This is a genomic window from Amycolatopsis sp. NPDC043885 (assembly GCF_056435685.1).
The window spans coordinates 71573-85898 of record NZ_JBWKEA010000023.1 but is presented as its reverse complement, the minus strand read 5'-3'; the positions used below and the strand labels follow the sequence as shown (position 1 = coordinate 85898).

The 14326-nt window shown below is 68.9% G+C and carries 14 protein-coding genes and 1 pseudogene; 5 read left to right on the top strand and 10 right to left on the bottom strand.

Features of this window, described 5'->3' with window-relative positions; translation table 11 throughout:
- Genes AC069I_RS39755 through AC069I_RS39745 form a run of 3 tightly spaced genes read right to left on the bottom strand, consistent with a single transcriptional unit; the run spans position 1 to position 3145 of the window.
- On the bottom strand, positions 1-1329 hold the full coding sequence (locus AC069I_RS39755) for an ABC transporter substrate-binding protein (protein ID WP_478267677.1): 1329 nt from the start codon (positions 1327-1329) through the stop codon (positions 1-3).
- A gap of 23 nt (positions 1330-1352) precedes the next feature.
- Positions 1353-2216, bottom strand: coding sequence for a carbohydrate ABC transporter permease (locus AC069I_RS39750; protein WP_478226104.1), 864 nt, complete (start codon positions 2214-2216; stop codon positions 1353-1355).
- Positions 2216-3145: a carbohydrate ABC transporter permease gene (locus AC069I_RS39745; RefSeq protein WP_478226103.1), complete on the bottom strand. Its 930-nt coding sequence runs from the start codon at positions 3143-3145 to the stop codon at positions 2216-2218. The genes AC069I_RS39750 and AC069I_RS39745 overlap by 1 nt, the downstream gene beginning before the upstream one ends.
- A 90-nt stretch (positions 3146-3235) precedes the next feature.
- Between AC069I_RS39745 and AC069I_RS39740 the strand changes: the two genes are divergently transcribed.
- Positions 3236-4255, top strand: coding sequence for a LacI family DNA-binding transcriptional regulator (locus AC069I_RS39740; RefSeq protein WP_478226166.1), 1020 nt, complete (start codon positions 3236-3238; stop codon positions 4253-4255).
- Positions 4256-4263: 8 nt separating this feature from the next.
- Here the strand turns inward: AC069I_RS39740 and AC069I_RS39735 are convergent, their stop codons facing one another.
- Both AC069I_RS39735 and AC069I_RS39730 read right to left on the bottom strand, forming a co-directional pair.
- Positions 4264-5736, bottom strand: coding sequence for an SDR family oxidoreductase (locus AC069I_RS39735; protein WP_478267676.1), 1473 nt, complete (start codon positions 5734-5736; stop codon positions 4264-4266).
- 12 nt (positions 5737-5748) lie between these two features.
- On the bottom strand, positions 5749-6222 hold the full coding sequence (locus tag AC069I_RS39730) for a MarR family winged helix-turn-helix transcriptional regulator (protein WP_478267675.1): 474 nt from the start codon (positions 6220-6222) through the stop codon (positions 5749-5751).
- A 106-nt stretch (positions 6223-6328) separates the two neighbouring features.
- Between AC069I_RS39730 and AC069I_RS39725 the strand changes: the two genes are divergently transcribed.
- The gene (locus tag AC069I_RS39725) at positions 6329-8359 is read left to right on the top strand and encodes an MMPL family transporter (RefSeq protein WP_478267674.1); all 2031 of its coding nucleotides are present in this window, start codon (positions 6329-6331) and stop codon (positions 8357-8359) included.
- On the opposite strand, the pseudogene AC069I_RS39720 reads toward AC069I_RS39725, so the two are convergent.
- A pseudogene (locus tag AC069I_RS39720) lies at positions 8247-9003 on the bottom strand (MFS transporter); the annotation flags it as partial. The gene AC069I_RS39725 and the pseudogene AC069I_RS39720 overlap by 113 nt on opposite strands.
- A gap of 84 nt (positions 9004-9087) precedes the next feature.
- Here AC069I_RS39720 and AC069I_RS39715 point away from each other — a divergent pair.
- Positions 9088-9309 (top strand): hypothetical protein, encoded by a 222-nt coding sequence (locus AC069I_RS39715; protein WP_478226098.1) that lies wholly within the window; start codon positions 9088-9090, stop codon positions 9307-9309.
- Here AC069I_RS39715 and AC069I_RS39710 read toward each other — a convergent pair.
- A complete protein-coding gene (locus AC069I_RS39710) occupies positions 9296-10480 on the bottom strand; it encodes an MFS transporter (protein ID WP_478267673.1) in 1185 nt (394 codons plus the stop codon). The two genes, AC069I_RS39715 and AC069I_RS39710, sit on opposite strands and share 14 nt — an antisense overlap.
- A gap of 66 nt (positions 10481-10546) precedes the next feature.
- On the opposite strand from AC069I_RS39710, the gene AC069I_RS39705 reads away from it, so the two are divergent.
- Positions 10547-11527, top strand: a complete 981-nt coding sequence (locus AC069I_RS39705) for an ArsR/SmtB family transcription factor (protein WP_478267672.1) — start codon at positions 10547-10549, stop codon at positions 11525-11527.
- A 3-nt stretch (positions 11528-11530) separates the two neighbouring features.
- On the opposite strand, the gene AC069I_RS39700 is transcribed toward AC069I_RS39705, so the two are convergent.
- Positions 11531-11833: a DUF1905 domain-containing protein gene (locus AC069I_RS39700; RefSeq protein WP_478226095.1), complete on the bottom strand. Its 303-nt coding sequence runs from the start codon at positions 11831-11833 to the stop codon at positions 11531-11533.
- 101 nt (positions 11834-11934) lie between these two features.
- Here AC069I_RS39700 and AC069I_RS39695 point away from each other — a divergent pair, with 101 nt between their 5' ends.
- Positions 11935-12516: an AAA family ATPase gene (locus AC069I_RS39695; protein ID WP_478226093.1), complete on the top strand. Its 582-nt coding sequence runs from the start codon at positions 11935-11937 to the stop codon at positions 12514-12516.
- Here the strand turns inward: AC069I_RS39695 and AC069I_RS39690 are convergent.
- Complete coding sequence (locus AC069I_RS39690) at positions 12490-13116, bottom strand: TetR/AcrR family transcriptional regulator (RefSeq protein WP_478267671.1); 627 nt, start codon at positions 13114-13116, stop codon at positions 12490-12492. The two genes, AC069I_RS39695 and AC069I_RS39690, sit on opposite strands and share 27 nt — an antisense overlap.
- A gap of 1 nt (position 13117) precedes the next feature.
- Positions 13118-14326, bottom strand: a complete 1209-nt coding sequence (locus AC069I_RS39685; RefSeq protein ID WP_478267670.1) for an NAD(P)/FAD-dependent oxidoreductase — start codon at positions 14324-14326, stop codon at positions 13118-13120.

Sequence of the window (14326 nt, the reverse complement as noted above, 5' to 3'; positions counted from 1 at the left end):
TCACCCCGCGCTGACGGTGAAGCCCTGCTGGTTGCCGTAGTCCACGATCGCCTGTTGCCAGGCGTTCAGTCCGGCGTCGAGCGAGGTGCCGCCGAGGTAGGCCTTGCCGACGGTGTCGCTGAACACGCTGTTGGCGTAGGTCTGGTACGGCAGGTAGCTCCAGCCCTTCGCGACGTTCTTCGACGCGTCGTTGAGTACCTGGTTGATCTTCTGGCCGCCGAAGTAGGGATCGGCCTGGTCGAGGAAGGCGGGCGAGTTCAGGTCGGCCGTCGTCGCCGGGAAACCACCGCTGGCGATGAACGGCTTGACGCCGTTGCCGTGGTTGAGCCAGCGGACGAACGCCGCCGCCAGCGCCGGGTTGCCGCTCTGCTTCAGCACCGACTGCGTGCTGCCGCCGTTCTCCGCGGTGACCGGCTGCCCGTCGTAGGTCGGCATCGGTGCCACCGCCCATTTGCCCGCGCCGCCGGGGACCGAGGATTTGAAGTTGCCCGGCATCCAGGCGCCGGTGACCAGCGAGGCGATGGTGCCGTCACCGAGTGCGCGGAACCAGTCGTCGGACCACTCCTTGATCGGGGCGAGGAGCTTGCCCTCGACCAGCTGGTTCCAGGTGGCGGTCCACTTCTTGGTACCGGCGTCGGCCAGGTCGATCTTGACGTTCCGCCCGTCGGAGGTGAACGGCTTTCCGCCCGCCTGCCAGATCATGCTGGTGGCGAAGCCGGGGTCGCCGGTGTCGGAGGTGAGGTACTTGCCGGGATCGGCCGTGTGCAGCTTCTTGGCCGCGGCGATGTACTCGTCCCAGGTCTTCGGCACGGCGATGCCGTGGGCGTCGAGGACTTCTTTGTTGTAGAACAGCGCCATGGGGCCGGAGTCCTGCGGGAGGCCGTATAGGCCGTTATTCACCCGGACACTGGACCAGGTCGAGGGCGCGTAGTCCTTTTCGAAGGCCCCGAAGCCGTACTGATCGAGATTGGCCAGCGACTCGGTGAGCGCGAACTGCGGCAACGCGTAGTACTCGATCTGCGCGACGTCCGGCGCCCCGGAGCCTGCCTTGATGGCGTTCTGCAGCTTGGTGTACTGCTCCTTGTTGGTACCGGCGTTGACGTAGTTGACCTTGACGTTCGGGAACTCCTTCTCGAACGCGGCGACCTGGTCCTTCGCGGACGGCGTCCAGCTCCAGTACGTGATCGTGCCGCCCGCTTTGAGCGCGGCGTCGACCGAGTCCTGTGACCCGGCGGCCGGGCCGTCCGCGCCGGACGAGCAGCCGACGGCCAGTGCCGCGGCCAGCGTGACGGCGACGGCGGCCTTGACGCGTCTGTGGATTCGCGACATCGAATGTCCTTTCGGGACGGTGATCATTGCTTGACGCTGCCCGCGCTCAGGCCGGACTGCCAGTAGCGCTGCATGAGCAGGAAGGCGATGACGAGCGGGACGATGGTGAGCAGCGAACCGGTCAGCACCAGGTGGTACACCGGCTGGGCGCCTGCCCCGGAGGCCTGCGCGCTCCACTGGTTGAGCCCGACGGTGAGCGGATACCACTTCGGTTCACTGAGCATGATCAGCGGCAGGAAGTAGTTGTTCCAAGTGGACACCACGGTGAACAAGGCCACCGTGACGATCCCCGGTGCCAGCTGGCGCAGCGTCACGGTGAGGAAGATCCGGATCTCCCCGGCGCCGTCGATCCGCGCGGCCTCCAGCAGCTCGTCGGGGATCGCGTCGGAGGCGTACACCCAGATCAGGTACAGGCCGAACGGGCTGATGAGCGACGGGACGATGATCGCCAGCGGCGTGTTGGTGAGGCCGAGTTCGCTGAACATCAGGAAGGTCGGCACCGCGAGCGCCGTGCCGGGGACGGCGACCGCGCCGAGCACGACCGCGAACACCGCACGACGGCCGGGAAAGCGGTACTTCGCCAGGCCGTATCCCGCCGCGGTGGCGAGGACGGTCGCTCCCCCGGCGCCCGCCACGACGTAGAGCAGCGTGTTCCCCAGCCAGCGCAGGAAGATCCCGTTGTCGTAGGTGAAGGTCTCGCCGATGTTCTCGAACAACGCGAACGGCCCGCCGAACGCCAGGCCCGACGTGGTGAACAGGGCGGGCTGCGTCTTGGTCGCGTTGATCACCAGCCACACCAGCGGCACGAGCGTGTAGATCAGGTACAGCGCCATGACGGCGGTGAGGACGCGCGACTTCCGGGGCCTCGTCACCGAGAACGTCGCCATCACATCCCCTTCCGGGAGCCGCGCAACTGCACGACGTAGGCGATGACCGCGGTGATCACGCCCATCACGATCGCCACGGTGGCGGAGTAGTTGTACTGCTGCGCGCCGAAAGAAAGGTTGTAGGCGTACATGTTCGGCGTGTAGAAGGTGCCGATCACGTTGGGCGCCAGGGTGCGCATGATGTTCGGCTCGTTGAACAGCTGGAAACTGCCGATGATCGAGAAGATCGTGGCGATGACGATCGCCCCGCGCAACGCGGGTAGTTTCACACTCAGGATGGTGCGGAACGCGCCGGCGCCGTCGATCGCCGCGGCCTCGAACTGCTCCTTGGGGATCACCTTCAGCGCGGAGTAGAAGATGAGCATGTTGTACCCGGCGAACTCCCAGGTGACGACGTTGCCGATGGAAGCGAGCATCCAGTTGTCCGACAACGGTTTCACCACATCGCGGCCGAGCAGGTGGTTCAGGTCGGCGGCCAGCCCGAAGTGGTCGCCGTAGAGGAATCCCCACATCAGCGCGGCGACCACGGCGGGCACGGCGTAGGGCAGGAAGATCACGACCCGGAAGAAACCGGCGGCGTGCAGCCGGGCACTGTCGATCGCCAGCGCCGCGATCAGCGCGAGCACCAGCATGATCGGCACCTGCACGGCGAGGAACACCAGCACCCGCTGGAAGGCGTCCCAGAACTTCGGGTCGGCGAGCACCTGCGCGTAGTTGTCCACCCCGACGAACGTCGTGCCCCCGAAGAAAGCCTGTTCACGGAACAGACTCAGGACGAACGCGTAGCCGATCGGGGCCAGGAACGTCAGCGCGAACACCAGCATGAACGGGGCGACGAAGAGCCAGCCTCGCCAGTCGCGGCGGGCGCGGCGCGCGCTGGCCGCACGGCCGGGTGGCGCCGGCGTGGGCGCGACCGCTGTGGACGTCATCGTCCCTCCGGATTCTCCGAGCGAAAGGCGCGGCTCGCGAGATGTTTACGTCAACATCAGACCGGCGGAGGCTATCGTGTTGACGTGAACATGTCCAGGAGCGGCCGCGGGCCGTCGATGGCCGACGTCGCCAGGGAAGCCGGCGTGTCCGGCCAGACCGTCTCCCGGGTCGCGAACGGCAGGTCGAACGTCGACGGGGCGACGCGCGAACGCGTGCTCGCCGCCATGCGCCGAGTGGGCTACCGGCCGAACAGCGCCGCCCGCGCGCTGCGCAACGGCCGCTTCCGCAGCATCGGTGTGATCATCTCCGCGCTCTCGACGTTCGGCAACAGCCGGACCCTCGACGCCGTCGCGTCCGCGGCCGCCCGCGAAGGGTTCTCGATCATCCTCATGCCGGTGACCAGACCGTCCCAAGGCGAGGTGTCGGGGGCCTTCAGCAGGTTGGACGAACAGGCCGTCGACGGCGTCATCATCCTGATCGAGCAACACGAACTGGACCAGAGCGAGATCGAACTGCCCCACGGGCTCCCGGTCGTCGTCATCGACGCGGGCGGGCGGCGCGACCATCCGGTGGTCGACTTCGACCAGGCCTCCGGTGCCACCGCCGCGACCAGGCATCTCCTCGACCTCGGCCACGAGACCGTCTGGCACGTGGCCGGACCGCCTGAGTCCTACGCGGCCGAACGCCGCCGGAAATCGTGGCAGGAGACGCTCGAAGACGCGGGACGGAAGGTACCGCCGCCGCTCACCGGCGACTGGTCGTCGCGGTCCGGGTACGACCACGGCGTCCGGCTGGCGGGCGATCCCGCGGTCACCGCCGTCTTCGTCGCCAACGACCAGATGGCGCTCGGGCTGCTGCGAGCGCTCCACGAGAAGGGCCGGTCCGTTCCGGGCGAGGTGAGCGTCGTCGGCTTCGACGACATGGACGAGGCCGCCCACTTCTGGCCACCGCTCACCACGGTCCGGCAGTCGTTCGACGAGGTCGGGAAGCGAGCCGTCGCGGCGCTTCTGGCCGGGATGTCCGACGAGGGGGCGGCGGAGGCGATCAGCGTCCCGACCGAACTCGTCGTCCGCTCCAGCACCGCCCCACCGGCACGCGGACGGAGCTGAAGTCCCCGTCAACTTCCAGGCACACCGGCCGCCTTCTGCGCCGCACCGGTGATGTTGCGGACCATGCCGCCGAAGACGACACCGTGGAACGGCGCGATCCCCTTCCAGTACGCGTGTCCGGCCAGCCCGTGCGGCTCGAACACCGCGCGCTGCCGGTAGATCGTCCCACCGTCCTCATCGGACTCGACGCCGAGTTCGAGCCAGGCGCGTCCCGGCAGTTTCATCTCCGCCCGCAACCGCAGCAGCCGCGGCCGGTCGAGGTATTCGACACGCCACCAGTCCAGCGCCTCGCCGAGATGCAGCCGTCGCGGATCCCGCCGTCCGCGCCGCAACCCGACGCCGCCGACGAGCCGGTCGGCCCAGCCGCGGACCGACCAGGCCAGCGGGAACGAATACCACCCGTGTTCCCCTCCGATGGACTCGATGACGTCCCACAGCGCCCCCGGCGAGGCGTCCGTCCGCTGCTCGCGCTTGTCCTCGTAGACTGTCCCGCCCGCCCAGTCCGGATCGCTCGGCAGCGGATCCGAGGGCGCCGCGTCGCCCGACGCGTCCGACCAGCGGGTCGGCACGTCGGCGTTGCGGATCCGGGACAGCGCCAGTTCGACGGCGTGCTCGTAGTGGGTCAGCCCCGCCGCCGGGTCGGGGATGTGCTCGGCGATCGCGTGGTCGTGACAGACGACTTCGTGCACCAGCGACTCGATCAGCGGCACCGCGATCGCTTTCGGCACGGGCGTGACCAGATTGACCCATTGCGCGGACAGCCACGGGGTCAGCACCGGCACGGGTACGACGGCACGCCTCGGCAAGCCCGCCACGACGGCGTAACGCCGCATCATGTCCAAATAGGTCAGCACGTCGGGCCCGCCGATGTCGAACGCACCGTTCACCTCGGACGGCAGTTCCGCGGCGTGCACGAGGTAGTGCAGCACGTCCCGGATCGCGATCGGCTGGATGCGGTTGCGCACCCAGCGCGGCGTGATCATCGCCGGGAGCCGCTCCGTCAGGTAGCGCAGCATCTCGAAACTCGCCGAGCCGGAGCCGATGATCACCGCGGCCTGCAGGACGATCGCGGGCACCCCGGAGTCCAGCAGGACCCGGCCCACTTCGGCGCGCGACGCCAGGTGCGGCGACAACTCCTCGTCGTCCGGCACGATGCCACCCAGGTACACCAACCGCCGCGCACCCGCAGCCTTCGCCGCCTCGGCGACCGTCTTCGCTCCTTCCCGGTCGACGTCGACGAAGTCCTTGCGCGCCAACGAATGCACGAGATAGTAGACGACCTCGCAGCCGGTCAGCGCCGTCTCGATCGAGGACGGATCCGTGACGTCTCCGCGTTCGACCTCGACACGGTCACGCCACGGCTCCTCGGCGACCTTCTCCGGCGAGCGGGCTACCACGCGGACCTCGTGACCCGCTTCGAGCAGTTGCGGCACCAACCGTCCGCCGACATAGCCCGTCGCTCCGAGCACCACACATCGCATGCTCCCGAGTGTTCACCGTGCCAGTCTGCCGCGCACTTCGACGGTCGCGGCGATGCTGTTCCGGAGGAACCGGGCGACCGTCCGCCGCTCGTCCTCCCCCATCTCCCGCCACGCTTCGGCGTAGCGCTCACCCAGGGGCAGGAAGAACTCGCCGCCGATCTCCCGCGCCTTCTCGTGCATCCGCAACTCGACCTTGCGCCGGTCGGTCGCGCTCCGATCCCGGTAGAGATGCCCGGCCCGCTCCAGCCGGTCGAGCACCGACGTCGTCGCCGACGCGCTCAGGTGCAAGGCGCTCGCGAGCGTGCTCGGACTCATCGGGGCCCCCATCCTGGCGGCGTCCATGATCACCGCGAGCGCGTTGAGGTCGGTCCGGTGCAGGCCGTGTGCCTCACCGAACATCTCCGCGAACCGGTCCGACTCGACGGTCAACTGCCGCAGCAGGAGAACGAGCAGGGCGTCCGTGACCTGTTCGGCGTCCTCAGCCATGTCGGGAAGCCCCCCTCGCGTTGCCTCGTCCGGGTGACCACTCTACTATTTCGATGGTCGAACTATTCACTCGTCGAAGTAGCACTGTCACGGGAGCCATCGGTCCATGATCTCGGAAGTCGAACGCCCAGCCCGCACGCGGTCACGTCTGCGGTGGCTGCTCCCAGCCCTGGTCGCGGTCGCCTGGCTGATCTTCGGCGGCTTCAGCGGCCCGTACGCGGGCAAGCTCAGCCTGGTCACGGAGAACGACAGCAGCAGTTTTCTGCCGGCGTCGGCCGAAGCGACCGAAGTGGGCGAGCTCCAGAAGCAGTTCTCCAGCTCCGCCGTCATCCCGGCGATCGTCGTCGCCGAGCGCCCGTCGGGCCTGACCGCGAACGACAAGCGGTTCCTCGCCGACAGGACGTCGAACGCGCGACTCGTCCCGGCTCCGCAGAGCGACGCGGGCGCGCAGGTGGTCGTGCTCCTGGACGCCACGAGTGATCCTGGCGAAGGCGTCGAGGCACTGCGAGACGCGCTCGCCCGTGACACCCCGGACGGATTGAAAGTGCTCGTGACCGGGCCCGCCGCGCAGGTCGCCGATCTCAAGGAGGCGTTCGGCGGGATCGACAGGCTGCTGCTCCTGGTCGCGGGCGCGGTGGTCGCGGTCATCCTGATCATCGTCTACCGGAGCCCGCTGCTCCCCCTGCTCGTCCTGCTGTCGGCGGTGTTCGCGCTGGGAACGGCGAGTCTCGCGGTGTACCTGCTCGCGGATCACGACGTGCTGGCGCTGAACGGGCAGAGCCAGGGAATCCTGTTCATCCTCGTCTTCGGCGCCGCCACCGACTACGCGCTCCTGATGATCTCGCGCTATCGCGAAGAACTCCGGGCGGCCGACGACGCCCGCACCGCGCTCCGCACGGCATGGCGCTCGACCATCGAGCCGATCGCCGCCTCCGCCGGGACCGTGATCCTCGGCGTGCTGTGCCTGCTGTTCAGTGACCTGAACTCCAACAAGGGACTCGGCCCGGTCGCCGCCATCGGCATCGGCGCCGCCTTCCTCACGACCATCACGTTCCTGCCCGCCGTCCTGGCCTTGTGCGGGCGCAACGCCTTCTGGCCCTTCCGCCCGGCGGTGGTCCCGCCGCGCGACGAGACCGGCGGTCTCTGGGGCCGCGTGTCGGTCTGGGTCGCCCGCGCACCGCGCACGATCTGGATCGTCACGACCGTCGTCCTGCTCGCGGGCGGCGCGTTCCTCCCCCAGCTCAAGGCTTCCGGCACCGCGCAGTCCGACGTCTTCCTCACGCCGGTCGATTCCGTCGCGGGGCAGGAAGTCCTCTCGCGCTACTTCCCCGGCGGTTCCGGCTCTCCCACGGTGATCATCACCCCCGCCGGGCAGGCTCAGACTGTCACCGCGCTGGCCCGTGTCCCTGGCGTCTCGGACGTCCGCCAAAGCGCCGAATCCGGCGGGCTCACGAAGATCGACGCCGTACTCGCCGATCCCCCGGACTCCGACGCGGCCGTCGCGACGGTGCAACGGATCCGCGACGCCGTGCACACCGTCGACGGCACCAAGGTCGGCGGACCCACGGCCACCCTGCTCGACACCAGGGAGACCTCCGAGCACGACCGGTTGGTGATCATCCCGATCGTCCTGGTCGTGATCTTCCTCGTGCTCGCGCTGCTGCTGCGGTCACTGCTGGCGCCGCTGTTGCTGATCGGCACGGTGGTGCTGTCCTTCGCCGCGACGATGGGAATCTCGGCACTGGTGTTCAACCACGTCTTCGACTTCCCCGGTGCCGACCCGGTCGTCCCGCTGTTCGGCTTCGTCTTCCTTGTCGCGCTGGGGATCGACTACAACATCTTCCTGATGACCAGGGTCCGCGAAGAGGCGGGCAGGATCGGCACGCGGGACGGGACACTGCGCGGCCTGCGCGTCACCGGCGGCGTGATCACGTCCGCGGGTGTCGTACTCGCCGCGACCTTCGCCGCTCTCGCTGTCCTGCCCATCCTCTTCCTGGCACAGCTGGCTTTCATCGTCGCGTTCGGCGTCCTGCTCGATACGCTCCTGGTGCGGTCGCTGCTGGTACCGGCTCTGGCGGTGGACGTCGGACGGAAGATCTGGTGGCCGTCGAAACTGGCGAGGACCGGCCGGGAATGAACGCCGCGATCGCCAACGCGACGAGCACGGTCGCCGAGCCGAGTCCCATGATCAGCCGGAAACCACCCTGGGACGGGACCTGCAGCGGTCCGAAGGGACGGTCAGCAGTGCCAAGATGACGCCCGCGACGGCGCTGGAGATCGAAGTCCCGATCGTGCGCATCGCACCGTAGGCGAGCCCGATGCCGGCGCCGATCGTGGCGGACACCAGCACGAGATGCCACACGCTCGCCATCAGGACGGTGCCGAGGCCGTAACCAGCGGCGACGACGAGCGCGCCGAGCATCAGCGCACCTTGGGGCCGCGGGCTTTCGTGATCCGCGCGGACAGTGGAGCGGTCAGCATCACACCACGCCGGACGGCCGCGGGGAGCTGGAGGATCTGCGGCAGCACCAGCGACTGCGCGAACATGGCGAACGCGAACACGATCGACGTCAGGTTCGTCAGCAGGACCTGACGCCGGACGGTCGTCCGCAGATCCCAACCGCCCCACAGCAGCAGGACGAGCGCGGCGGCCGCGAACAGACCCAGCGTCCGCCCGCTCGCCCAGCCCCACCGCGCACCTTGGGAAATCGCCGGCAGGAGACAGACCAGCGCGGCCGAAAGTCCCACCGCGCCGACGAGATCGAACCGTCCGCCGCTGCGGCTGGCAACCGACCTGTCGGAGATCGACTTCAAGCACGACGGTTCCGTCTATGGGGCGTACGAACTGCCCGTAACCTGGTGACCATGAGCGAAGACCAGGACGCCATCGACGAACGGATCCAGGACGCCGGGGAGCGCGGCGATCTGGACGAACTCCGGCGATTGGCCGACGGCGGCAGCAGCGACGCGGCGGACCAGCTGATCGAAACGGCCACCGAACTGGGCGCGCTGGACGAACTGCGGCGGCTGGCCGAACGGGGGAACCGGGACGCCGCGGATCAGCTGGCCGAGCTCACCGAGGAGTAGCGTCCCGCATCGCCGTGATCAGCACCGGAAGCGCGGCCAAGAGCGCGAGGCCGCGCGTGAAACCCGCGACGGCATAGGGAACGCGAAGCCCGAACCTGTGCGCGAGCAGCCCGCCGGTCAACGCGCCGAGCGGCATCAGTCCCCAGCCGAGCAGCCGGTAGACGCTGTTGACACGGCCGAGCAAGTGCGACGGCACCTCCCGCTGGCGGACGGTGACGGTGACGACGTTCCAGATCGTCGTCACGAATCCGCTGACCGCCAAGAGACCACCGAGCACGGCGACGTGAGGGCTGAACCCCATGCCGATGAAAACGACGGCGTTCACGGCGAGCGAGACAAGGAGTGCACGGAGTTCGCCGAGCCGGGCGGTCAGCCGCGTGATCACGAGTCCGCCCACGACGCCTCCGAGTGCTGCCCCGGCGAGCAGCAGACCGAACACTCCCGCGTCGAGATGCAGTACGTCGGTCACGAACAGGACGAGAGTCGCGTTCCCGAGCTGACCGCAGAAGGTGTTGATGCCCAACAGCAACGCAAGAGCACGAAGCAGGCGGTGCCTCATCAGCCACCGGACTCCATCGAAGACCTTCACGCTTTCCGTCTGGCCAACTCGTCTGGGCAGCTTCGCCAGGAGTACCGTGGCGAGGACGAGCGACGCGGCGTCGACGGCGAACGGCAACGTCCAGGCGAGTGCGAAGAACAGGCCCCCGAGAGGCGGGCCCAGGAACTGCCTGCCAACGACCGTCGCAACCTGCTGTCTGCCGTTCGCCTGATGCAGCAAGCCTTTCGGGACGAGATCCGGAACCGCCGTTTGCGCCGCGTTGTCGTAGAAGACGTCGCACGCCCCCAGGGCGAACGCGAGTAGGACGAGCACGGGCACGGTGATGGCTCCTGCCGCGACGAGCGCCGTGAGGACGCCGACGGTCAGGGCTTGGAGCGCCTGCGTTCGCCACATGAGGGTTGTTCGGTCGACCCTGTCGACGACGGAGCCGGCGGTAAGCGATAGCAGAAGCCACGGCAGATACGTCGCGGCGGAGACCAGGGCGACGTCTCTGGCGTCATGGCTCACCGTCACCGCCAGCAGAGGCAGCGCCGCCGTGAAGACGCCGTTGCCAAGGCTGTCGATCCCGGTGGCCCACCACAGCCGTCTGTAGGCGCGGGGCAGGTCGGGCATGGTCGGATCGTGGCGAGGTCCGGTGTTCCGGAGACACCATTTAGCTCGGGCCTACATACTCGGGCGATGCCGATGACCATCGAGCTGGGCGTCGCCGAACTGGCCGCGACCCGGCTCGCGATCTCGCCGCTGTCCGAGACCGTGGCGTGCCTGCTGCAGATCGCCGGCCTCGACCGGAATCCGGTCAATCTGCCCTGGCTGCGGTGGGCACGGGAGGAACTCGATCGCGAACCGCTCGATCTTTCCTGGACCTGGCCGCTGCTCGTCAACGGCAAGCTCAGCTGGCCGGAGTTCCTCGTCCCTGCTCCGCAGGGCTCGGGAGCTTCCCTCGAAAGCGACCTCGACGCGGTGCGGCGAACCCCCGAAGCCCGGGTGAGGGCCAGTCTCGACCGGGTCTTCGGCGCGAGACTTCCCGGCACCGCCACGGCACTGGCCGACGACCCCGGATCCGGTCTGCGGGAGATCGCCGACGAACTGCGCGAAGCCCACGACCGCCTCGTCGCGCCGCACTGGCCGCGGATGCGGGCGGTGCTGGACGCCGACGTCGGGTTCCGCGCGCGGCAACTGGCCGCGGGCGGTGCCGAGCGGTTGTTCGCGGATCTGCATCCGGATCTGCGCTGGTGCGCCGACCGGGTGACGCTCGCCGGCGAGCGCTGGCGGAATCGGCACAGTGTCGTCACACGAGGACCTGGCGGTCTCGTGCTGATGCCGGTCGTCCTCGGGTCGCCGTATGTCCTGATCAAGAAGAACACCTCGACCCAGACCACGATCCGCTACCCGGCGCGAGGAACCGGCGCGCTGTGGGCGACCGGGACTCGATCACCCGGGCCCGGCACGGTGCGGCTCCTTGGCCGGATGCGAGCCACTCTCCTGACGGCGCTGTCCTCCCCCGCGACCACGACCGACCTCGCGCGCGCCTTGGGTGTGACGCCGAGTGCCGTCTCCCAGCACCTCAAGGTCCTGCGGGACAGCGGACTCGTCGCTCGCGAACGCTCCGGCCGTAGCGTCCTCTATCTGACGACGCCGCTCGGCGAACGCTTGCTCTGACGGTCAGAGGTCGATCACTTTGACGGTCACTTTCGCCACATCACCCTCCTCGATCCCTTCGGCCTTACGGACCGCTTTCTTGAGCGGCAACACATAGGCACCCTGTTTGGAGTCCGGGAAGATCGACGTCTTCCATTTGCTGCCGCCGATACCGACCTCGACACGGACCGCACCGAACCCGCGGCGCGGTCCGTCGGTGATCTCGCGGATCTCCTCGGAGATGTCCTGGGGCAGGCTGACGAAGGTCCAGGTCTCCCCGCGGCGGGCGTCCCAGACCCAGAGCTCGGCATCGAACACGACGATCATCGGTGGAGCGTCGCACACGGGACCGACAGTTCCGCGCGGCCCGATTCCCTGCCGGCCCTGACCTCGCCTCGATGCCGCGGTGGAGCCGCTACCGTGGCCGAGTGGACTTCGTCGTGATCTTCGGACCGCCCGCCGTCGGCAAGATGACCGTCGGCGAGGAGTTGTGCAAGCTCACCGGGTTCAAGCTGTTCCACAACCACATGGCCATCGAGCCGGTGCTGGGCATCTTCCCGTTCGGCTCGCCGCCGTTCGGCAAGCTCGTCAACGAGTTCCGCCGCCGCGTCATCGAGGAGGCGGCCGACGCCGCGCTACCCGGCCTCGTCTACACCTACGTGTGGGGTCTCGAACTCCCCGAGGACACCGAACTCATCGGCTCATACGTCGACATCGTCCGGTCGCGGGGCGGCCAGACGCGGTTCGTCGAGCTGTATGCGGATCTCGACGAACGACTCGAGCGGAACACCACCGAGCTCCGCCTCGACCGCAAGCCCAGCAAGCGCGACCTCGACTTCTCCCGCGCCAATCTGCTCGAATTCGACCGCGATTACGTGATGAACACGGACGGATCGCGGCGCACCTACGCCCAGGACTTGATCGAGCGGCACGATCACGTGCGCATCGACAACACCCGCTTGACCCCGGCGGAGACCGCGGCCCTAATTCTCCGAAGGATGCCGCAGTGACCGGGTCGTCGTCGCGCCGAGCACACGCGAAGCCATCCATGCCAGGGCGTCGGCCGTGCGCGCCGGGGTGTCCGACGGTTGCATGATGTGACTCAGCACGGTCCGGACCACGACGTCGATCGCCACGTCCAGCTGCACGGCGTCCAGCGGCGGGCCGTAGGCGCGGACACGGCCGCGCAGCATGACGGTCGCTTCGCTCAGCAGGCTCCCGGCCCGCACTGTCAACAGCGGCAGCAACTCGGTGTCGGCGCCGTGTGTGGCCGAGACGATGGCGCGCAGCAGGAGGTTGTCGTCGGCGAGTTCGAGGACACCGCGGACGGCGTCGTGGATCGCCTCGACGAGGTCTTCGGGATGCCGTTCGAAGGCGTCCCGGACCACCGCGAGGAACCGGGCGAGTTCGTGCGAGATCATCGCTTCGGCGAGCTGGGTCTTCGAGCCGAGTTCGTTGTAGACGGTCTGGCGGCTGACACCGACGATCTCCGCGAGCTTGCTCATCGTCACCGAGGACCAGCCGGAGCGTACGGTCAGCTCGATCGCCGACGCGACGATCGGTTGACGGTACGGACCCCCCGTGACCGGCGCCTCACTCATGATCGTCATTCTAGGCCGCCGTTCCCGCCGCGAACGCCAGCGCCTCCGGCCACGGCGCCCGCCCGGCGATATGGCGACGGTACTTCATGATCTCGCGCGGCCGGTCGACGGTCAGCGCCCCGACGATCCGGTCCCCGCGCCGGTACAGCGCGGTGAAACCACCGGACTCCGGGACGGCGGTCACCACCTCGTCCGCCCGCGGGGTGCCGACGAACTGGATCCGGTGGTCGTACCAGTCCGACCAGAAGTACGGCACCGGCGACAGCGCCTTCGCCGCTTCCGGCGCGAGCGCGTGACGAGCGGCCGCGGCACCTTGCTCCGCGGCGTTCGTCCAGTGCTCCAGCCGCATCAGCTCACCGTCGAACAACGGGTTCGCGGCATGTGCGACATCGCCGGCGGCGTACACGCCGGGCACCCCGGTCGCGAGCGTGGCGTCGCACACCACGCCGCCGTCTCGCTCGTGCAAAGGCACCCCGCTTCCGGCCAGCCAACCGGTGGCCGGGATGACGCCGATGCCGGCGACCACCAGATCCGCGGGCAGCACCTCGCCGGTCGAAAGCCGGACACCGGTCACCACACCGCCGTCGGACTCCAGGCCGGTGACCGTGGTGGACAACCGCAGTTCAGTGCCCGCCTCCCGGTGCAGCGAGGCGCACACCGCACCGGCCTCGGCGCCGACGGACCGGGTGAGCGGGACGTCGAGCGTCTCGACGATCGTCGACGGCAGCCCGCGCTTCCGTGCCGCGGCGGCGACCTCCGAGCCGATGAAACCCGCGCCGATCACGACCGTGCGCGCCCCGTCGTCGAGCGCCGCACGGACCGCCAGCGCGTCCTCGGCGGTCCTCAACGTGTGGACCCCGGCGAGCCCCTCGCTTCCGGGCAGCCGCCGCGCGGTGGCGCCGGTCGCGATCACCAGCGCCTCGTAGGGAACCGTCGTCCCCGCCACCGACACCTCGCGGGCGGTGGTGTCGAGCCCGTCCGCGGGGGCGCCGAGCATCAGCTCGACGCCGAACTCGTCGCGCAATGTGTCCTCGCCGTGGAACGGCTCGACCTTGCCGGGTCCTTCCGCGTCGAGGAACGACTTCGACAGCGGGAGCCGATCGTACGGCGGGTGGTCCTCCGCGCCGATCAGCACGATCCGCCCTCGATATCCGTCCCGGCGAGCCGCCTCCACCGCGCGCAACCCGGCCAGCGACGCTCCCACGACAACCAGTGTCAT